General features: G+C 34.7%; 13 protein-coding genes. 3 read left to right on the top strand and 10 right to left on the bottom strand.

The annotated features are described in order from the left end of the window. Window positions 1-14 precede the first annotated feature (14 nt). From GQR98_RS06870 to GQR98_RS06825, 10 genes are all read right to left on the bottom strand, one after another. Window positions 15-2,783, bottom strand: a complete 2,769-nt coding sequence (locus GQR98_RS06870; protein WP_233268089.1) for a triple tyrosine motif-containing protein — start codon at window positions 2,781-2,783, stop codon at window positions 15-17. A gap of 242 nt (window positions 2,784-3,025) precedes the next feature. Then, window positions 3,026-4,687 carry an alpha-amylase family glycosyl hydrolase gene (locus tag GQR98_RS06865; RefSeq protein ID WP_159018866.1) on the bottom strand — a complete coding sequence of 554 codons (1,662 nt, stop codon included), beginning with the start codon at window positions 4,685-4,687 and terminating at the stop codon, window positions 3,026-3,028. Between the two features lie 67 nt (window positions 4,688-4,754). Next, entirely contained in the window at window positions 4,755-6,635 is a 1,881-nt protein-coding gene (locus GQR98_RS06860) for an alpha-amylase family glycosyl hydrolase (protein WP_159018865.1), read from the bottom strand. Window positions 6,636-6,685: 50 nt separating this feature from the next. Then, window positions 6,686-7,657, bottom strand: a complete 972-nt coding sequence (locus GQR98_RS06855) for an alpha/beta hydrolase (RefSeq protein WP_159018864.1) — start codon at window positions 7,655-7,657, stop codon at window positions 6,686-6,688. A 17-nt stretch (window positions 7,658-7,674) separates the two neighbouring features. Beyond that, window positions 7,675-9,621 (bottom strand): glycoside hydrolase family 13 protein, encoded by a 1,947-nt coding sequence (locus GQR98_RS06850; RefSeq protein ID WP_159018863.1) that lies wholly within the window; start codon window positions 9,619-9,621, stop codon window positions 7,675-7,677. Window positions 9,622-9,640: 19 nt separating this feature from the next. Next, on the bottom strand, window positions 9,641-11,752 hold the full coding sequence (locus GQR98_RS06845) for a glycoside hydrolase family 97 protein (protein WP_159018862.1): 2,112 nt from the start codon (window positions 11,750-11,752) through the stop codon (window positions 9,641-9,643). Between the two features lie 15 nt (window positions 11,753-11,767). Continuing rightward, complete coding sequence (locus GQR98_RS06840; protein ID WP_159018861.1) at window positions 11,768-14,074, bottom strand: glycoside hydrolase family 65 protein; 2,307 nt, start codon at window positions 14,072-14,074, stop codon at window positions 11,768-11,770. 79 nt (window positions 14,075-14,153) lie between these two features. Beyond that, window positions 14,154-14,810, bottom strand: a complete 657-nt coding sequence (gene pgmB / locus GQR98_RS06835) for a beta-phosphoglucomutase (RefSeq protein WP_159018860.1) — start codon at window positions 14,808-14,810, stop codon at window positions 14,154-14,156. A gap of 8 nt (window positions 14,811-14,818) precedes the next feature. Continuing rightward, window positions 14,819-16,186, bottom strand: coding sequence for an MFS transporter (locus tag GQR98_RS06830; protein WP_159018859.1), 1,368 nt, complete (start codon window positions 16,184-16,186; stop codon window positions 14,819-14,821). Between the two features lie 165 nt (window positions 16,187-16,351). Continuing rightward, window positions 16,352-17,425 (bottom strand): LacI family DNA-binding transcriptional regulator, encoded by a 1,074-nt coding sequence (locus GQR98_RS06825; protein WP_042499472.1) that lies wholly within the window; start codon window positions 17,423-17,425, stop codon window positions 16,352-16,354. A gap of 237 nt (window positions 17,426-17,662) precedes the next feature. Here GQR98_RS06825 and GQR98_RS06820 point away from each other — a divergent pair, with 237 nt between their 5' ends. The 3 genes from GQR98_RS06820 to GQR98_RS06810 are packed head-to-tail and all read left to right on the top strand — an operon-like array spanning window position 17,663 to window position 23,346. Then, window positions 17,663-20,584 (top strand): SusC/RagA family TonB-linked outer membrane protein, encoded by a 2,922-nt coding sequence (locus GQR98_RS06820; RefSeq protein ID WP_159018858.1) that lies wholly within the window; start codon window positions 17,663-17,665, stop codon window positions 20,582-20,584. A gap of 11 nt (window positions 20,585-20,595) precedes the next feature. After that, on the top strand, window positions 20,596-22,197 hold the full coding sequence (locus GQR98_RS06815) for a RagB/SusD family nutrient uptake outer membrane protein (protein WP_159018857.1): 1,602 nt from the start codon (window positions 20,596-20,598) through the stop codon (window positions 22,195-22,197). A gap of 21 nt (window positions 22,198-22,218) precedes the next feature. After that, window positions 22,219-23,346: a SusE domain-containing protein gene (locus tag GQR98_RS06810; RefSeq protein WP_159018856.1), complete on the top strand. Its 1,128-nt coding sequence runs from the start codon at window positions 22,219-22,221 to the stop codon at window positions 23,344-23,346. The last annotated feature ends 25 nt before the right edge of the window (window positions 23,347-23,371 follow it).

The following is a 23,371-nucleotide window of genomic DNA, read 5'->3' as shown; positions in this document are numbered from 1 at the left end:
GCATGTTGTGGGTATTACAACTCTAAAATGTAATTTGTTAAGCTTGTTTCGTGAGCGAGTTCCATTTTTTTTCTTAATCGATATCGTTTTACCTCAACGCTACGCGGTGAGATATTTAATAAAGGAGCAATTTCTTTAGAAGATAAGTTTAGACGTAAGTACGCACATAAACGTAAATCGTTGGCGGTTAAACTCGGGTGTAATTGCTTTATTTTTTTTAAGAAATCTTTATCTGCGTTATTAAAAGCTTCTTGGAACAGATTCCAATCGTCCGTATTATTAATGTTTTTATCAATAATCTTTATAACGTGTTTTAGTGCTTTTCCATCTTCAACACCAGTAAGTTCCTTTTTTAAGCTATTTAAAAACTCGTTCTTTTTTATTAAATTCATGGTAGACATGCCTAGCTCTCTATTTTTAGCCTCAATATCTTCACGAAGTTTATCATTTTTAAAACGCATAAGCTTCTGGTTATTTTCCAGTTCCTTTACTTCAAATTCTCTTGTTTTTTTTATTAAAAGTCGTTCACGCTGCTTTTTATAATAACGCTGATAAACCATATGCATAAAAAATGAGAACAACATGATGAGTAAAACATAGCCTAATAAAGCCCTGTTAGAAAGAAAGAATGGACGCTCTATCCTAAATGTGTACGATGCAGAATTTTGAGTTAAAGATTTTCCTACCCTGCCATTAACCACAAAGGTATAATCGCCATAAGGCAAGTTTTCAAACAACACCTCTCCACTACTACTCCAGTTACTCCATGTATCATAAAAACCTTCTAACTTATATTGATATTCGGGCTTTTGTATTTTTAAATACTGAGGAATACTATAGCTAAATTTTAAATTATTATCGTTATTTAAAAAAGATTGTGAGCTATTTAAATCAACAAACCTAAAGGTGTTTTCATCTTTAGAAGAACTAACTTCAACTTGATTTATGCTTATTTTAGAAGGGTAACTTTCAATTTTATTTAAGTCAAAAATAAAATAACCAGTTGCAGACCCTATTAGAAATTGCTCATCGTCAATATGCGTAATATTTTCAAAACCAATAATATCTTTTCTAACTTCCGAAGGAAATATTATGGTTTCTATTTTCTGCTCTCCGGTTAATTTTGACGCTGTTAAATAATCTAACCCTGTGGTTGATAAACTCCATAATTTATTGGTTTCTAAGTCTGGAATTAACTTACCCGAAGAATAACTATCAAAATGAATTAACCGACTTAAAAGCGTATCTTTTTTAAACGCATTACTCGTATTATGATATTTAAAAACACCATTTTTTGTGGTGTATAACAATTCGTCATTAAACTTTACAAAACTAGAGGTTAATCCTTTTTCGACTAATTCATCCTTCTTAAAACTTAAAGCCCTGCTTAGCTCACTATCAACTTCAACCTTAAAAACACCTTTGTATTCATGACTGACTAAAATATGTTGTGAATCTACAAACTCAAAATAGCGACTAGAAATATCAAAACCTTCAATTTTATTCCGAAAAGTCCATTTCCCATCAACTTTCTCTAAAATATTGAATCCATTATAATTCCCCTGAATCAGTAGATCTTTCCGGTCTGGAACCGTTTTAATTTGCCAAGTTCCTTGCGCGTTAGATATTTTTTCGACTTGTTTACCTTCAACTAAATAAGTTCCCGAATTGTGACCACAAAACAACTTATCATCAACAATATCTAAACACCACACTTGTCCTTGCGTTTTAGGGACGAACTCAAATTTATCAATACTATTAACAGGCTTACAAAACAAACCTTGGTTAGAGCCGAGATACAACATGCCCTTGTAAACTTTAGAAGCATAAACGCTCCCTATCATCCCATCGTTATCAAAATATTGCAGGTAAGGCGATTTACTATTTATACAATTAATGCCATTATCTAAACCTAACCAAATATTTTGATCTTCATCTTCAAACAGTGACAACACCGTATTATTACTTAACCCGTTAGATTGAGTAATACTGTATTTTACATGCCCTTCGTTTGTTAAATGTATTAAACCGTTAGAAATAGTGCCAAGTACAAAACTTTGATCCTGAAGTTGGATACCACTAAAAACACTTACACCATTTAAAACATGTTCCGAAGGAATGGTCCATGGTTCTAATTCACCATTGCTATATTTGAAAAACCCGTGATCTTGAGTAAGAACAAGCAACTCATCGTTTTGCTTAAAAATATTTACAATTAAATTTTCTTGGAGAACAACATCACTAGAAACCAAAACATCAACCCCATTTTCAATTTGATACAAACCTTTATTTACATTCTGAAAATATAAACGCTTACCAACCTTGAATAACTTGGAAATTTTGGATTTAGAATTGACTATACTATATGTTTTTTTAACTTGATCGTAAATATGAATACGATCTAAAGATTGAAATAAAATCCAGTCTTCTAATCTTAAAATATTCCAAACCTCTTCATCTTCTAAAAATTCAACCTTAAGCGCTTCGGAAAGCGAGGTGTATTTTAACAGTCCTAAACTATCTCTTTTCCATGAACCAAAACCACGAAAGCTACCTGTATAAACAAGAGAGTCTATAACTTTTACCGACCGGATAATGGTTTCTTTTGGTGAGTGATACAAATTCCATTTAGCACCATTAAATTCCAACAACCCTTTATTATTGGCAACATAAATATATCGATCTAAAGATTGAGAAATAGACCAGTTTTGGTTTTCCCCACCATAATCTTCGGGCGTATAAGTTTGTATTGGTGGAAATTCTTGCGAAATTACCTTACCCACAAAACTTAATAAGATATAAAGCAAAAAACAGTACCCCTTGTTCATATTTAAAACTTATGTTGGGTTAACAAGGTAGTAAATATATAGTATATAAAGGGTTTAAAAAAATATTGTATAGGTGAATGCATGGTTTTTAAAATGAAATAAAACCTTCAAAAACCCCATAAACACAAACAAAATTGATTTAAAATTGATTAAAAAAATATGCCAATAAAACACTTATTAGTATAGGTAAATGAAATCTAAATCTGCTCTAAAAGCACAATAGTATTACTCGAATTAATAGAAATCTCCCCATTAACAACTTGAGATAAACTACCCGAATACGCGTCACGAATTTTAGCGCCATTTGAAAAAACACCCGAAACATCAATAGTTTTTTCTCCTTCTGGATAGTTTAAACCTACCATAACAACCTCTTTAAAATCGCCTTTTTCAAAACTACGAGTAAACAAATAAGGCGTCTCTGATATCATGTTATGAACACCTGCACCAATAGCAGGATGATTAGCTCTAAATTGCCCCAATTTCTGCCAATGTTGCAAAACAGGTTGCGTTTCTGTATTGTTTTCATAATCGTTCCAATTCATAAAAGAACGTAGCGTAGCGTCGCCAACAGTACCATCAACAACAAGCGGTCTCGCCAACTCATCGCCATAATAAACCTGCGATACACCCGGGCACAATAATAATTTAGTTGCAGTTTCAAAACACTTTTCGCGTTTAGCATCAAACGGTTGACCATCATCATGCGAGCTTAAATAGTTTAAAACGCCATACCCCTTTAAGTCGCCATTCAACACATTAGAATAACGTTTAAAAACATCTTCCATTGGTCTTTGTGCTAGATTCCATTTGGCCTCAAAATTAATTAAAGCTTCAAAAGCCTTATCAAAATAATTTACTTTTCTGTCACCAAAATCAAATGCTTTCCCATTAGAAATACAATAATTATAAACCTCACCCACCAAATAAAACCTATTATCGTCTAATACTTTTTCTGGATTTCTCTTTTTATATTCTGCAAAAGCATAATCGCACTCAGCTTTATATTCTTGCCAAACATATTCCTCGGTATGTTTTACAGTATCTACACGGTAACCATCGATACCAAATTCGGTAATATAATCGGTGAGCCATTTCATGATATAGAATCGTGGCGCTCTTGGGTGACCTGTGCGCTCAAAGAACGCATCTAACTCGGCTATTTCTTCATCATAACGCCCTTCATCTTTCCATTTTTGGGTTAGTAACGGCGGCAAAGCAACGGCATTATTATTTTCAGTTTTAAGGTCTGGTAAGTTCTTCACAAGTGTGCAAGCCACCGTATGTTCGTAATTATCATAACTGCATTGTGGACCTGTACGCACCCAATCTTCTGGCCAAACTGGATCTTTATCTGTTACAGGACCTGTATGATTTATTACAGCATCCAATAGAATACGAATCCCATTCTTATGAGCTGTTTCAACCAATTCATGCAAATCTGCTTTAGTTCCAAAATTAGGATCTATAGCCGTCCAATCACGCGTCCAATATCCATGATATCCATAAGTTAAACCCGTACCCTCATCTGTACCACCATGAATTTGCTCAACAATAGGCGTCATCCAGATGGCATTAATACCCAAATCGCTAAAATACCCATCCTTAATTTTTTGAGTAACACCCCTTATATCTCCACCTTCAAAACCACGCAGCTTACCCGCTTGTTCCGTCCTTTCAAAATTAACATCATTACTAGTATCTCCGTTATTAAAACGGTCGGTAAGTAAAAAATAAACGTTTGCACCTTCCCATACAAACGATGCTTTTTCTTTGGGTTTAACAGCTTCCATTTTTACAGTTTTATTGCAACTTGTTAAAATAAATAGGACTATAATGCTGGCAAGAATATGTTTCATTTTAGTTGATGTTTTAATTTTAAACCTATTTATTTTATATGAATTACAAATTATTTTCTACTGATATTTATTCCATTTTTAATATGAAAGACTCTAGCGGTTTTAATTTAATTTCGATAGAACCGGTTCTGTTTTCAATTATTAATTTTGATAAAAACTTATTGTACAACTGATCCTTTACCGGATATGTTCCGTCTTCTAAATCCAAAAGCTTCAGTATATTCTCCGGAATTTTTAATTGAACTTCAAAACTATTTTCAGCATCGAAGTTTGAAATCACAATAAGCTTTTCAGAAGTACTCCAACGCACAAAAGAGAAGACTTTATCGGTATAGTTTTCGGTATGCTCACGGTTATATTGATGAATATCGCCATAATCACCCATTAATGCAGAGCTATGTATAGTAAAATTTAAAAGACGTTTATAAAAATCTCTTAATTCCCTTTCGGAATCTGTTAACTGTCCGCCATCAAATTGCTTATTATTTACCCAACGTTGATGTGCAGGTACACCAACATAATCAAAAATAGATGTTCGCGTAGGATTCCCAAAACCAGGATTTTCAGAAGCATCTTCACCAACTTCCTGCCCAAAATAAATCATAGTTGGTGCTGTTGTTGATGTTGCCGAAACAACCATAGCAGGTCGTCCCTTTTCAGCATTACCAGCAAAATCCGGACTCGCCAAACGTTGCTCATCATGATTTTCTAAAAAGTGAAGCATATGATGCTCAATATCTGCCAAATTATCCAAAATTGGCGGAATATGATCTGTTTTGCCATAACCCTGTACTACATGTTTTAAGGTATCATAGAACTGTACTTTATCATACAGATAATCCATTTTTCCCTTTTTAATATAATCGCGATATAAACTCGGGTTATAAACCTCAGCCAATAAAAACGCCTCAGGATTTTTCATTTTTATAGACGAATTCATAAAACTCCAAAATTCCACAGGTACCATTTCGGCCATATCATAACGGAATCCATCGACTCCGAAACCTAACCAATACAAGGCAATATCTCTAAATTTCACCCACGAGTTTGGCACCGTTTTATCTTGCCAAAACTCAAAGTGTTTTTTGTATGTTTCATTCTCGAAACCATTAGGCAATTCATCAAAACCTTTTACACCTTCTGGCGAAATACCATAATTAACTTTTACGGTCTCGTACCAATCATTCATATTTGGTCTGGATGCACTCGTTCCGTTACCGGTCCATTTTGCAGGAAACTCTAAAAACACACCATCTACCAATTCCGTACTGCGGCCACCTAAAGGCACATAATGATGTTCCCAATTAGGTACTTCAAAGTTTTCCTTTGGGTTATAATAAAAATTATTATTTACATCGTAAACTACTGTTTTATTATCGGTTTCCCCAAAATCTTGCACACCTTCTGGCTTAGAAATGCTTTTATAATTTCTAGCGACATGGTTAGGCACAATATCGATAATCACCTTTAAACCTGCAGCGTGCGCGCGCTTAATTAAAGCTTGAAATTCCTCTAATCTATTTTCTACATTTACAGCTAAATCCGGATTAACATTATAATAATCCTTAACAGCGTATGGCGAACCGGCTCTTCCTTTTACAACATCGGGATCGTCGTTATTAATACCATATGCCGTATAATCGGTAATTACATCATGATGTGGCACACCTGTATACCAAATGTGAGTAACACCTAACTTTTTAATTTCAGATAAAGCTTTATCAGTAAAATCATTAAACTTACCAACTCCATTTTCTTCAATAGTTCCCCAAGGTTTATTATTGGTGTTTGTATTACCAAACAAACGCGTAAACACTTGATAAACCACTTGTTTTCCACTCGTTACAACACCCTGTGGCTCCATGGTCTCACCATCCATTTTTTCTTCATTTTTACAACTCATTACGAGTAATAAAAATACAAATATGATGTGTTTTATAGCTTTCATTTCAATGTTTTTTTTGAATAAAATGGACTATTAAGCAAGTCTTTCTACTGTTATTTTTTCAATAAAAAAGTTAACGGAATATCTAAACGTTTATTCCATGAGTTCTCTGAGTGATCAGCTCCTTTAAACTCTAAATTCGCCGAATTATCACTAGTATAACCACGGGCTTTCAAAATTCTATTTATTTCGGGTGTAAACTTAGGGTAATAGGCATCTAATGTCTCTGTTCCATAATCTAAATATATTCGGTGAGATTCCGGATTAGGCAAATTAGCTTCCATATAATCTAGAATAGCCAGAGCTATAGGATTGTTTTCTTTTGGCTGAGCACCTTCCCAATGGGTAGACAAACAAGCTGCTCCACCAAAAACACTAGGATACTCACACAACGCATAAATACTCATAAGACCTCCCATACTCGAGCCTGAAACTACTGTATTCTCTTGGTTTGTATATACTGAAAATTGAGAATCTATTAATGGTTTTAGTTCTTCAACTAAAAATTTTAAATAATTGTCACCTTTAAATTTCAAACTAAAATGTCGAGATTTAGCCTCACTTATTATCGCTTTCTTATCTGCTTCTGATAAATAATTGATTGCTTTTTCAGGAAACAAATCTTGCCAACGAATTTCTGGAATATTATGAATCCCAACAACTATAAAATCTTTGATAATATCTTCCTCTACTAATTTTAACCCCCACTCGTCTACTTTCCATTCTTGTTGGTTCCATGTGGTTGTAGAATCGAATAAATTTTGACCATCGTGCATGTAAAGTACAGCGTATTTTTTATCTTCTGAATAGTTTTCGGGTAACCAAACATCTACAGGTCGTGGTGTAATATATTTTGAAGCCAAACTATCCATTCTAAGCAATGCGCCACCAGCTAACTGTGTGTTTTCTAAGGTTCTAATCATGGGATTGGTAATTAGTTCTTCTTTAACAAAACCATCGGATTTTGCCATTTCTTTACAGGAAACAAATAGTAAAACCGAAATTACAATAATGCTAAACTTCATTTTAAATGCTTTTTAAATTATAATTTTGTGGTATAAACAAGACTTCCTTTTTCTTTTAAAATTATACTATCTTTCCAAACAAATGTTTCGTTAGTGATAATATTTTTTAAGGTTTTACCTTTTAAGCCCACTTCTGCATAGCGAGCTAAATCTAATGTTATTGGTGTGTTGTTTTTATTTATAATATGCACAACAACCTCATCATTAAGCGTTCTAAACAAAACATAAGTTCCTTTAAAAGGCGCGAAATGCAGTGTTTCTCCATTATGTATTGCTCTGCTGCTCTTTCTGAAATTAAGCAACTTTTTTAAATACAATTGCATATCTCTTTGTGCGTCACTTAAACCTGTCCCAGTAAATGCATTCACGGCATCGTTTTTCCAACCACCTGGAAAATCGGTACGGATTAACCCATGATCGCCAGGCTTTTGGAAATCATTCATTAAAATCTCGGTACCGTAATAAATTTGCGGAATTCTAGGCATGACTAAAATATAACTCAGTGCTATTTTTGTGTTTGGATTATCGCCTTTAAGCTGTGTAAAAATGCGGCTCATATCATGATTATCCGGAAACACCATTAAATTTTTAGGTGACGCGTAATAAAAATCGTTCGCTAAACCTTCATACATTTTTACTAAACCTTGATCCCAGGTTTCTTCTTCATTTAAAGCCTTCACAATAGCATCCTGCATAGCAAAATCCATTGGTGATTTTAAATTAGAATCGTATCCATCACGATTATTAGCACCATCTTGCCAATAACCAATAAGTAATGGGTTTGTACTCCACTCTTCGCCAACTATTGAAAAATTAGGATATTCCGTCATAATACTTCCAGCCCACTCACTCATAAACGCTTTGTCTGGATAAGGATAAGTATCTTGACGAATACCACCCAAACCAACTGTTTCTACCCACCAAATACTATTTTGAATAATGTATTTTGCCATAAATGGATTACGCTGATTAAGATCTGGCATAGCGGATACAAACCAACCATTCGTCATTTCTTCTTTATCAATTTTAGAAGCGTAGATATCTTGGTTACTAGTACGCCTATGATTGGATGTTTTTAATTCTCCTTCATTTTCAAAATTTTCTTGATAGTTAAGCCAATCTTTAAAAGGTAAATCTTTCATCCACCAATGTTCGCTTCCGCAGTGATTAGCAACTTGATCCATTATTAATTTTATACCTCGTTCCTTACTTTTATCAGCCAATTCTCGATAATCGTCTAAGGTCCCAAATCGTGGATCTATTTGATAAAAATCGGTCATTGCATAACCGTGATACGACGAGTTTGCCATATTATTAGTAAGTAACGGACAAGGCCAAATTGCCGTAAAACCCATATCGCTTATGTAATCTAAACGCTGCGTTATGCCTTTTATATCGCCACCGTGGCGCGCATAATTATCATCTCTGTTAATTGTTTTCTCGTTTAGCGTTTCATCAATATCATTGCTTGTATCACCATTTGCAAAGCGATCTGGCGTTATTAAATAAACCGCATCACTACTCTCAAAACCAACAAAATCTTCAGCTGGAGTTTCACGAGTTTTTAATTGATAAGTTTGAGTTAATTCATTCCCGTCTTTAAACTTAAAAACAATATTAAATTGCCCTGCTTTGGTTTCTTTTGAAATATCTAAATCGATAAAAAGATAGTTTGGACTATCGGCTTTATTTACTTTTTTAATTGAAACACCTTTATATGATATTTTTGGAGTAGCAGCTGAAATATTTGGATGTTTAACCAACAATTGCAACTCGGTATTTTTAAAACCTACCCACCAATGCATTGGTTCAACCCGTTCAACTTCATTTTTAATTTCAATATTAGATACCGCATTTACTTCTAAAACAGAAGCATCACTATTTTGTTTACACGATGTATTTAAAACAAAAAAAGAAACCACTAAAAATGTAGAATGCCATTTATTAATATTTACATAATTCATAATAACATGTATTTTCAAACTATTTAATTTCCATAATACTAATAGCGTAACCACCACCAGAAGCTGAGAACTGTGATAATTTAGACTTACTTGTTACTGTTTTTGTAGTTATTTTATATGCCTGTGGATTGGTTTTGTAGTGCGCGTCTTTAGCATCGGCATAAATAGTAGCTTTATACTTTTTTCCTTTTTCTAAGAAATCGAATTTAATGGTTGAAACTCTAGATTCGTTACCATTTACATTACCAACAAACCAATTGTTTGCTCCTTTTTCTTTTCGAGCAATAGTAACATAATAACCCGGCTCTGCTTCTAAATACGTGCTTTCATCCCAATCTAAAGCAACATCTTTTATAAACTGGAAAGCATCCATAAATTGCTCGTAATGTTCCGGTAAATCTGCCGCCATTTGCAACGGCGAATACATAGTTACATAAAGTGCCAATTGATTAGCAATAGTACTGTTTACATGCGAATTATTATCCGGGTTAAGCTTACTGATATCCATTTCAAAAATACCCGGTGTATAATCCATAGGGCCACCTATTAAACGTGTAAACGGTAAAACTGTAACGTGGTTTGGTTTAGAGCCTCCAAAGGCCTGAAACTCGGTTCCACGTGCAGACTCGTTTCCTATTAAATTAGGATAAGTTCTACTAATTCCGGTTGGTCTTACGGCTTCATGAGCGTTAACCATAATTTCATAATCTGCAGCTTTTTCTACACAATATTGAAAATGATTTACCGTCCATTGTCCGTAATGGTGTTCTCCTCTTGGTAACATATCACCAACATAACCACTTTTAACGGCATCGTAACCATGATCTTTCATAAATTGGTAAGCCTGATCAAGATGACGTTCGTAATTTCGTGCCGAGCCAGAGGTTTCATGATGCATTATCATTTTAACCCCTTTAGATTTCGCATAACTATGTATAGCCTCTAAATCAAAATCCGGATATGGTGTTACAAAATCGAAGACATAATCTTTCGATTTCCCAAACCAATCTTCCCAACCTTCATTCCAACCTTCAACTAAAACACCATCAAAACCATGTTCCGAAGCAAAATCTATATATCGTTTTACTTTGGTATTGTTTGCTGCATGCGTTTTATTTGGTTTAACCTGAGTATAATCTGTAATTCCGAGCTCTACACTTGGTAATTCATCGGTGTACTGCCAAGAACTTTTTCCGGTAATCATTTCCCACCAAACGCCAATATATTTTACTGGCTTAATCCAAGATGTATCTTCAATAACGCAAGGTTCATTTAAGTTTAATGTTATGTTGGACGCTAATATGTCTCGAGCATCATCGCTTACCATAACGGTTCTCCAAGGAGAAGTACATGGCGCCTGCATATAACCTTTATCACCATTAGCATCGGGTGTTAACCAAGACTCGAAAATCATGTTTTCATCATCTAAATTAAGATTCATACAAGAATAATTAACAAGTGCAGCTTCATGTAAATTAATATACAACCCATCGGCTGTTTTCATCATTAAAGACGTTTGTACTCCTGTTTTAGAATACTGCTCTTGCGAGGCATTATCGGTTAAAGCCGTATCAAACAAGCCTCTAATTTCTGATAATTTAGATTCCGTAAAATCGTATTCTTGAGAATCGTAATCTCCAGGAATCCAAAAGGCTTTATGATCGCCAGCCATAGCAAATTGAGTACGCTCCTCTTTTATTACAAAATAAACCAGGTTTTCTTGCGAAGGAAACTCGTAACGAAAGCCTAAACCATCATTAAACAACCTAAAACGAATAATTATTTTACGCTCCGTTTCTCTTTGAGTTAACTCTACCGCCAATTCATTATAATGATTGCGAATATCTTTGGTTTCTCCCCAAACAGGCTGCCAAGTCTCGTCGAAAGTTACTGTTTCTGTATTCGAAATTTCGAAGCTATTTAATAACGATTTGTTATCATTTTTCAACTCCAATCCTAAGTGGCTTGGCTTTATTACTGCTTTATTTTTGTATGCCAATTTATAAGTTGGCTCACCATTTAAACCTAAAGAAAACTGCATCACTAAATTTCCATTAGGCGATTTAAATTCTTGAGAATTCCCGTCTATTACTGAAAACAAAACAGCACATATAAATATAAATAACTTCATAATTTCTTTATTCAATTAAACGGTTAACAAACTATTTCTAGAAATGGTTACCGGTGAATTATTGACTAAAATTTGTAAATCTGAATCGCCTTCTAATTCGAATTTAGCTCCCGATTGATTTACGTTCACTTTTAAAATATGATTTCTAAAATTCACTTTGAATGAATATTCATCCCATTCCTTAGGGATTTTTGGAGTGAAAGAAAGCATATCATCCTTAACACGCATACCACCAAAACCTTCAACAATACTCATCCATGTACCCGCCATAGATGTAATATGTAAACCTTCGTGAACTTCATTATTATAATCATCTAAATCCAAACGAGACGTTCTTAAATAAAACGTGTACGCCTGCTCCATACGATCTAACTTTGCGGCTTGAATACTGTGTACACAAGGTGATAATGAACTTTCGTGAACTGTAAAAGGCTCGTAAAAATCGAAATGACGCTCCAACTCTTCGTTAGAAAACTGATCTTCAAAAAAGTAAAAACCTTGTAAGGTATCAGCTTGCTTAATGTAAGGTGAACGCAGAATACGATCCCAACTCCATTTTTGATTTATTGGTCGTTGTGCTTTCTCTAAATGATCTACAGTGATTAATTCTTTATCTAGAAAACCATCTTGTTGTAAGTATATTTGTTTTTCTTCTGAAAAAGGAAAATACATATTTTCAGCAACCGCTTTCCATTTGTTTAATTCCGCTTCTTCTAGTTTTACTTTATTCATTACTCTAGCAAAATCTGAAGGGTATTCACTTTCAATTTTTGAGATATTTTCTAAAGCATAATTAATACACCATTGTGCTAAATAATTGGTGTAAAAGTTATTATTTACATTGTTTTCGTACTCATTCGGACCTGTTACTCCTAAAATAACATATTTGTTTTTAGCTGAAGAAAACGTAGCGCGTTGCTGCCAAAAACGAGCAATTCCAATTAAAACTTCTAAACCTTTTTCCGGGATATAACTATAATCACCCGTGTAACGATAGTAGTTGAAAATAGCAAATGCTATAGCACCATTTCTATGTATTTCTTCAAAAGTAATTTCCCATTCGTTATGGCATTCTTCACCATTCATGGTTACCATTGGGTATAAAGCGGCTCCATTTGTAAAACCTAATTTTTCGGCATTTTCAATCGCTTTTTCTAAATGATTATAACGGTATTCCAACAAGCTTCTTGCAACATTTTGGTCTTTGGTAGCCATATAAAACGGAATGCAATACGCCTCGGTATCCCAATACGTACTTCCACCATATTTTTCGCCGGTAAAACCTTTTGGACCAATATTTAATCGAGAATCTTTACCTAAGTAAGTTTGATTTAGTTGAAAAATATTAAAACGAATACCTTGCTGTGCTTTTACATCTCCAGAAATTGAAATATCAGACATGCTCCAAATACGCTCCCATGCTTGTTTTTGTTCTTCTAACAAAACATCAAACCCTTTTTCTGTTGCTAAATTCAATACGCTTTTTGCAGCAGAAATAAGTTCATTTTTATCGTGATTAGTATCTACAACATAACCACCAAACTTATTGATAGTATAGGTTTCGCCTTGTTTAACTTGATTAGAATAACTAAAAGAAATACTATTAGAATCACTTTCAATTATTGGTTTTATAGCAACAGTAGTTCCATTAACAAAAACCTCCGATTCCATAAAAGTACAGGTATGAAATTCGGTTTTCATGGTTTTAGCCTCGATAAAAGCCTGATTGTTTTCATTACAAACCTTTAAAGTATCCCAAAATTTATCATCCCAATTGGTATCTTCGTTAGTAATTCCAGAATCTAAATAAGGTTGAAATACCACTTCCGTATCAGTACTTATTGGTTTCACACTATATTCAATAGCTCCAACTTCGTCTAGTTCTAAACTTAAAAAACGTTTGGCTTCCACCTCAATCACTACGCTATTTTGAAGTGTTGCTGTAAAACTACGCGACAACCAACCGGCTTTCATGTTAAGCTCTCTCCTAAAGTTTTCTACAGCTTTACAAGTATGCAAATCTAATTGTTCACCATTTACAGAAACATTAATACCAATCCAGTTTGGTGCATTTAATACTTTTGCAAAATATTCGGGATATCCATTTTTCCACCAACCCACACGTGTTTTATCTGGATAATAAACGCCAGCAATATAACTACCCTGAAACGTTGGTCCTGAATATTGTTCTTCAAAATTAGCACGCTGCCCCATAGCACCGTTACCAATGCTCAATAAACTTTCTGAAGATTTTACGCAGTCGGCATTGAAACCCTCTTCTATAACGGACCAATTATCTGGTTTTATATAATCTTGATTCATCTGTTTTTATATTTTGAGAGAAAGGCTTAACTGCTATGTCTCACCTTTCTGTTTTGTCTTCTTTCTAAATTATATTTTACTACTTATTTCTTATACTTTCAATAAAATCCGCAGGGATTTCCGTAAGATCATTAAAGTTATAATCTGCTTCACTTAACGTGTCTTTATCACCAATACCAACAGAAACCATATGGGCTCTATTTGCAGCCTCTACTCCTGCAATGGCATCTTCAAAAACAATACATTGCTCCGGCTTTAGGTTTAGTTTTTCGGCTCCAATTAAAAATACTTCGGGATCTGGCTTGGCTTTAGAAACACTATTCCCGTCTACAATACCTTTAAAGCGATCAAACAAGCCAACTTGTTTTAAAATTAATGGTGCATTTTTACTTGCAGAACCCAGCACATATTTTACACCTAGCTCATCCAAACTATCCAATAATTTTTCGGCACCTGGTAGAATTTCATCAGCACCCATTTTATGGATATACTTGAGATAATGCTCATTCTTACTTAATAGAACTTCTTGTTTTTTTTCTTCGGAAAGCGTAACGTTTCCTAGTCCTAATAAAATTTCTAAAGAACGCACGCGGCTTACACCTTTTAGCAGTTCATTATTTGCTTCTGTAAACTCAAAACCCAAACTATCGGCAAGGCTTTTCCATGCTAAATAGTGATATTTCGCGGTATCTACAATAACACCGTCTAAATCGAATATTACTCCTACTGTATTCATTTTTATATTTAAGATTGATATGAAATGGCCGATTTGTTTGTAATTAGAAAATTACATAAGCCTGCAATTATTAAACTTCCTCCCGCCACAAGCATGGCATTTATGGCTTGATCACCAATTAAACTCGACACATAATTGATACCTCCAAGAGCTGCAATTATTTGTGGGATAACAATAAACATATTGAAAATCCCCATGAACACACCCATTTTTTTTGGGTCTACCGAACTCGACAGCATAGCATAAGGCATAGATAAAATACTACCCCAAGCAATACCCACTAAAGCAAAACAATACTTTAAATTTTCAGGACTCGATATATAATACATCCCAATAAATCCAAGACCTCCCAAGATAAGAGACCCCATGTGAACGTACTTTCGATTAATATTTCTTTTTGATGTGTAAAACGTTAAAAGCAAAGCAAAAACCATAGAGGTTAATCCGTAAATACCCATGGCGGAACCTACTAAGTTAGATGCTTTTTGAAACATAGTATTAGCAAGATCGAATGCTTCTTTTTGCACAAGCACACCCATATCATAACTTGCTTCAATTGGTGCGGGTGCATTAAAAATATGCTCGGTTAATGCTGGGTTTGCCATACTCCACATAGTAAAAAACGCAAACCATGAAAAGAACTGGATAACACCCAATTTCTTCATTGTTAATGGCATGTTACCAATATTGTTTACAATGTCTGGAATAAACTGATTTTTCTTTTGCTTTTCCTTTTCAAAGGCCTCCATGTCTTCAGGTGGATATTCCGAAGTTGTAAAAATGGTATACAAAACACTCAACAAAAAGATTAAAGCTCCAATAGCAAAAGCAACTTTCACAGACATAGGCACAACACCTTGTGGCGCAGCATCGGAAACTCCCAACTGAGAAACCATCCAAGGTAAATTACTAGCTACCCAAGTACCAATACCTATAACAAGCGTTTGTACTACAAAGCCATAAGATCGTTGAGATTCTGGTAATTTATCGGCTACTAAAGCACGAAAAGGCTCCATTGAAATATTAATAGAAGCATCTAAAATCCATAAAAATCCGGCAGCCATCCATAGTGCAGAAGAATGTGGCACAAAAAACAAAGCTACAGAACTTAACACAGCACCTACTAAAAAGTAAGGGCGTCGGCGGCCTAATTTTGAATGCCACGTTCTGTCACTCATATAACCAATAATTGGTTGTACAAGTAAGCCTGTTAAAGGTGCAGCAATCCATAACAACGGAATGTCGTCATGACTAGCGCCTAGCGTTTGAAAAATTCGAGACATAAAGCCCCCTTGAAGTGCAAATCCGAATTGTATTCCTAGAAACCCGAAACTCATGTTCCAAATTTGCCAGAAACTTAATTTACGCTTTTCCATTAAATAGTATATTAAAGTTAATACTATTTGATAAGCGGTTTTATACCGGTTTCAGTAAAAAATGATGATCGATATAACTTATCAAAACTTAAGTGAGAAGTGAAAATATAAGTTTTGATTTCGGTGTAAAGATATGAAAGATTTTAAATTTTCAAAGAAAAAAAATTATTTAGTAGATTCTCTTTCAATTATTTCGGTCTCAATTACCAGTTTTATAAAGTCCGATTTCGGGTTACTATTTACAATAAATGAGTCTGGTTCTACATCTTCAGATTCTAACCTATCTATAAGTAAATTAGCAGCTTGCTCCCCTATTCTTTGTCCATGTTGGCTCACTGTTGTTAAGGTTGGTGTGGCATGTTTAGAAAGTACTCCATCGGTAAAACCAATAACCTGAATATCTTCCGGGATTTTCAATCCTATTTTTTTTGCCACCTTCATGGCTGTAATAGCATACAGTTCGTTTACCGCAAAAACACCATCAATATTAGGGTTTAATTCGAAAAACTTATTAATTTCATTCTCTAAAAACTCCAGATGATCTGCAGAATTCAAACTATCGTTAATTTTTAAAATTAAATCGGAATTCGGCTCAATATTATTACGCTCCAAAGCCTCTAAATATCCTTGTGTTCTAAGTCGACCAACACTTACATAATCCATGGTTGTTAAAAGCGCTATATTCTCGCAACCTTTATTAATAAGCATGTTTACCGCTTTTACTGCACCGTTAAAATCATCAACAATAACCTTATCACAATCCACCTCACTTACCACTCTATCGAACATAACAATGGGCATGCCTTGGTTAATGGTAGCATGGAAATGATGATAATCTTGTTTAAGTAATGTTTCTTTAGAAATAGAAAGAATAAACCCATCAATACTACCATTGGCAAGCATTTCCATGTTTATAATTTCTTTGGTAAACGACTCGTTAGACAACCCTACAATTACATTATAACCACGTTTATTGGCCACACGCTCAATACCAAAAATAACGGTTGAGAAAAAATGATGTACAATTTCAGGTATTAAAATCCCTATAGTTTTTGTTTTTCTATTTTTTAAACTCAGCGCAATATTGTTGGGCCGGTAGTTATAAAGTTTAGCAAATGCTTGTATTTTTTGCGTGGTATCTTCACTAATCTCTTTGCTTCCGCTTAAAGCTTTGGACACCGTAGATATGGAGACCTCTAATTCGCGGGCAATTTGCTTAAGGGTTATTTTTCTTTTCATTGAAGTAAATTAACAAAAAATATACTTAACACCACAAAGTTATTGCACTATTTAATAGTGAAACAATATGCGAAATTCATAATTTAAGACCATTATAATACAAACTTATCAACACGAAAACGTTTTCGTTAAGAATTTCGTAACTAAAAACCACTGTTTAACAATTTCTTTTACATAATTTTAACACGAGAAGTGAAAATATAAACAACTAACTAGACATTATTTAAACTAATTTGTATGAAGACAACTATTAAAAGATTGTTGTTCTTTTTGCTATTTGCACCTACATTAATATTCGCGCAAAATAGAGTAAAAGGGACAGTAACAGAAAAAGCAACTTCTATTCCGCTTCCCGGGGTAAATGTCGTAATTAAAGGCACTGCAACAGGAACAGCAACAGATTTTGACGGTAATTTTCAACTTGAAGCCAAAAACGGCGACATCTTTGTTATTACTTACGTAGGCTTCCAATCACAAGAAATAACCTATTCGGGACAAGCCACATTAAATATTCAACTGAATGAAGATGCTGCACTACTTAACGAAATAGTCGTTATTGGGTACGGCTCTACAACCAAAAAAGATGCCACAGGCTCAGTAGAAGCAATAACTTCGGAAGACTTTACACGAGGAAACATTGTAACTCCAGAAAACTTATTAAGCGGCCGTGTATCGGGTGTAAGTGTTACTACAAGTGGCGCTCCAGGTTCTGGCTCTCAAATTAGAATTCGTGGAGGCTCGTCTATAAACGGATCTAACGACCCACTTATTATTATCGATGGTTTACCTATAGATAACAATAGTGTGAAAGGATCTCGTGGAGTTTTAGCTAGTATTAACCCAAATGATATTGATTCTTTCTCTGTATTGAAAGATGCTTCGGCAACCGCAATTTATGGTTCTAGAGCATCAAACGGTGTAATTATTATTGTAACTAAAAAAGGTAAATCTTCATTTAGCGCTACCTATGATACGCAATACAGTTTTGGTGAAATCGCTAACCGTATCGATGTGTTTTCTGGAGATGAATACAGAAACCTTATTGCATCGCAACCCCTTAACGGAACCACTTTAGACGAAAGTTTATTGGGAGCAACAAGTACAGACTGGCAAGATGAAATTTTTAGAAACACCGTATCATCTCAACACAACATTTCTATGCAAGGTTCTTTATTTCAAACCATTCCAACACGTTTCTCTTTTGGATTAACCAACCAAGAAGGAGCTTTAATGACATCGGAATTTGAACGTAGAAACTTAGGCTTAGCCTTAAACCCTTCAATGTTTAAAGATCATTTAAAAATTAATTTAAATGCAAATATGAGTTTTGAAGATAACCGTTTTGCGGATTCTGGTCAAATAGGCGCTGCATTATATTACGATCCTACACAGCCGGTTTACGATGCCACATCACCTTTTGATGGTTATTACCAACACCGTAATGGTACAACGGTTTTAAACGGAACTACAAACCCAGTAGCATCATTACTTCAAACTAATAATTTAGGAGATTCTAATAGGGTTTATGGTAATTTAAATTTCGATTATAAATTCCATTTTTTACCAGACTTAAGAGCTGTAATAAATATTGGTTACGACGAAACTAAAGCGAAAGAAATTCAATCGACGTCTTACAACATGCCAACAAACGACCCTGTAAAAGGGAACACGTTGCGCCGTTTTGAAAACAGAACCAACAAATTATTAGATGGTTATTTAAACTATAAGAAAGAATTTGAAAACTTCCGTACCGAATTAATGGCAGGTTACTCTTATCAAAAATTTACCTTTAACGGAAACGATACTGGCAACTTAAGAGACCCACAAACTTTTGCAAACACTTATGCCGACCCAGACGTTGTTTTAATTGGTTATTTTGGTAGAGCAAACTTAACATTTTCAGAAAAATACCTAGTAACGTTAACGTACAGACGTGATGGAACATCTCGTTTTAGCGAAGAAAACCGTTGGGGAAACTTCCCTGCTGCTGCCGTAGCTTGGAATATTAGTGATGAAGATTTCTTAAAAAATTCTAAAACCATTTCTAATTTAAAACTAAGAGCTGGATATGGTATTACAGGACAGCAATCAATTAGTGAAAAAGACATTTTCTTAAATAGATATAGAGGTGGTGATGCTAATTCGCAGTATCAATTTGGCAACCAAGTTATTCAATCACTTATTGCCTCAGAAATAAACCCAGATATTAAATGGGAAGAAACAGCAACTATAGAATTTGGTATAGATTATGGCGTTTTTGACAACCGCGTTTCTGGTTCGTTAAACTTCTTCCAAAAAAACTCTACCGATTTACTATTCTCTGCAGCTGTTGCCGATGGTACAAACTTTTCAAACAACATTATCCAAAATATTGGCGAATTACAAACTCGTGGTATAGAATTCTCGGTTAATGCTGATGTTGTTAAACAAGAAGATTTTACAATAGACTTCAACTTTAATGCAACATTTTTAGACAGAGAAATTAAAGAACTTGCCCAAGGTCAGGATGTAAAAACTGGTGGTATTTCTGGTGGTACAGGTAACAACATTCAAATTTTAAGCGAAGGATTTTCGCCTAATTCATTTAATGTTTACAAGCAACTTTATGATACATCTGGAAATCCAATTGAAGGCGCTTATGTAGATTTGAATGGTGATAACGTAATTAATGAAGATGACCGTTACTTAAAAGAAAACCCTGGTGCAGATGCTATTTTAGGTTTTCAATCTAACGTGAATTATAAAAATTTCGATTTCTCTTTCAACATGAGAGCTAATTTAGGAAACTACGTTTATAACAACGTAAATTCATCGAAAGCACAATACCAGTTACTTCAGGATAATGCCGTTTTAGGTAACCTACCAACATCGGTTTTAGACAACAATTTTCAACGTACCGCAGATGTTATAATTTCTGATATTTATGTAGAAGACGCTTCATTCTTAAAAATGGATAACATTACTTTAGGTTATACTTTTCCAAATGTTTCTAAAAAATTAAAAAGTATTCGTTTATGGGCCGGAATTCAAAACGTATTCACTATTACAAATTATAGCGGATTAGATCCAGAAGTATCGGTTGGTACAGACCAAGGCATAGACAATAATATATACCCAAGGCCAAGAACTATTTTGGCAGGAGCTAATTTTAAATTTTAAAAAACACAACTATGAAACCAAGATTTAAAATACAAAATACCATTGGGATCGCTCTACTTTTATTCGCTACACTAACCTCGTGTACCGATGATTTAGATATTGTTCCTAATGACGATCAAACGGTATTAAGCGAAGAGCTTTTTACTAACGAAGCAGCTTATAAACAAGTGTTAGCAGGTATTTATGCCAACTTAGCACTTACAGGAACCGACGGAGCAGGGAATTCAAACCTTAAAAACATTGATGCTGGAACTAGCCAATTTGGACGTGTACTTTTATATGTACAAACATTATCGGCAGATCAAATGATTTGGTCTTACGAGAATGATCCTGGAGCTAGAGAAATTCAAAGAAATACATGGACTGCTCAAAATCCTCTTTTATTGGGTATGTTTAGTAGAGCACACCTTTCTATTGCTTTAGCAAACAATTTTTTAAGAGAAACTACAGATGCGAAACTAGATGCAAGAAACGTATCATCATCAACAAGAACTGAAATTGTAGCCTACAGAGCCGAAGCTCGCTTAATGCGTGCCATGGCATATTACTACATGATGGATATTTTTGGAAAAGCAAACTTTGTTACCGAAAACGATGCGCTTAATTCCTTTCCTCCTGTATATGAAAGAAGTCAATTATTCGATTTTATTGAATCGGAATTAATAGCAATCGATACCGATTTAATAGCTTCTAGACAAAACGAATATGGCCGTGCCGATAAATCAGTTGCTTACATGGTTTTGGCTAAAATGTATTTAAATGCTGAAGTATATATTGGTGAAAACCATTATACTGAATGTTTAACCTATTGCGAAAAAATAATGGACGGTGGTTACACATTAGCACCTAATTATTTACACAATTTTATGGCAGACAACAACACAAACTCTGCGGTAAACGAAATTATTTTCCCAATAGTTTCAGATGGCACAACAACGCAAAATTACGGACCAACAACGGTTATGATTAATGGTCAGGTTGGAAGTTTAGAAGAAAACGGACTAGAACTTGGTGTTAGTAAACCAGGCTGGGTTGGCGCACTTAGAATTAGAAAACAATTAGCTAATCTATTTGATGCTTCTTTTGCTGACGATGATAGAAATACTATTATCTCTGCAGATAGACCAATTGATATTATTGAAATCTCTGATAAAGATACGGGATACATTATTGAAAAATACTCAAACGCAACCTCAACAGGAAGCGCTGGTGCCGATCAAACTTTTGTTGACACCGATTTCCCTTTATTTAGATTGGCCGATGTGTACTTAATGTATGCCGAAGCACATTTAAGAGGCGGTGGCGGTACTATTACCGATGCTGTTGGTTATGTAAATGCTTTAAGAGCTAGAGCGCACAACCCAAATACTATTTCTTCTGGAGGTTTAACTTTAGATTTTATTTTAGATGAACGCGCTCGTGAATTACACTGGGAAGCACACCGAAGACAAGATTTAATTCGTTACAATAAATTTACTGGTGGAAACTACAACTGGGCATGGAAAGGTAACGGAAGCAATGGTATCTCTTTACCATCACACTTTAATGTATACCCAATTCCAACCGGAAGTATTGCAGCAAACCCTAACCTGACTCAAAACACAGGGTACTAAAATTAAAAACAAATAAAGACCATGAAAAAATTTAAAAACATTTCAGTGTTTAGCATTATTGGTTTAGTTTTACTATGCCTGAGTTCTTGCGAAGACACCACTGATATATATTCTGTTTCAGAACCATCGTCACCAATTTTAGCCGACTTAAACTTCAGCCAAATTGAACTCGATGCGAACAATACAAACAACTCAGCTTTATCATTAAACTGGATAGAATCTAATTACGGACAGCAAACAGCTATTAATTATGCTGTGCAATTCGCAAACGACGATGCTTTTACAACTCCAGTTACAGCATCTACCGTTACAGGCCGTAACAACCTAACATTATCTACTAGTGAAATAAATGCCGCTGCAGGTAGCGCGGGTTTAGATCCTTTTACTTGGGGTACTTTATACACTAGAGTTGTAGCATCTTTAGGTTCACAAAGCAGTGAATCTATAGCATCAAATACAGTACAATTTGATGTATACCCATATTATAACTATGTATTTGATGATTACTATTTAGTAGGAAACGGTACATCTGCAGGATGGAATAACAACGCGAATAACCCACCATTATTTAGAGATGCTGCCAACCAGAACCTTTACTATTACACAGGATATTTTACAACACCTGGAGGATTTGACGAAGGGCGATTTAAAATTTTAGAAAGCAGAGGTTTATGGCAGCCACAATGGGGTGTTACTCCAAATGAAGGTGACGATATACCAGCAACATCTGGCGATATTGCCGGAAACCCAACAACACAATCTGGAGACCCAGGACGTTTTGGAGTAGAAACGGCTGGTTACTATCAATTCAGTATAGATTTTTCTACTAAAAAATACACTTTAACACCTTACAACACTACAGGAGCAACAAGTTTTTCTAGTATTGAAGTTCAAGGCTCAAGTACCACAACTACCGCTTTAACAGCATTAGCTATAGACACACATATATGGTATGCTGCAGCTTTACATTTAACACCTGGAGACCTTACGTTTGTAACAAACACAGGATCTGCTTGGGGTGGTTCAACAGGGTTTTCTGGAGTTGCTACAGATGGTGGCGAATCAATCCCTGTAATTGTAGAAGACGATTACGACGTTTGGTTTAATGACCTTACTGGCCGTTACATTCTTGTGCCTTTAAACTTATAATATTAATCATTTTAATAGAAAAAAT

Origin of the sequence: Algibacter sp. L3A6, assembly GCF_009796825.1 — a bacterium.
Classification (GTDB): Bacteria; Bacteroidota; Bacteroidia; order Flavobacteriales; family Flavobacteriaceae; genus Algibacter.
The sequence above is the reverse complement of the archived record's forward strand: the minus strand, read 5'-3'. Positions and strand labels throughout refer to the sequence as shown.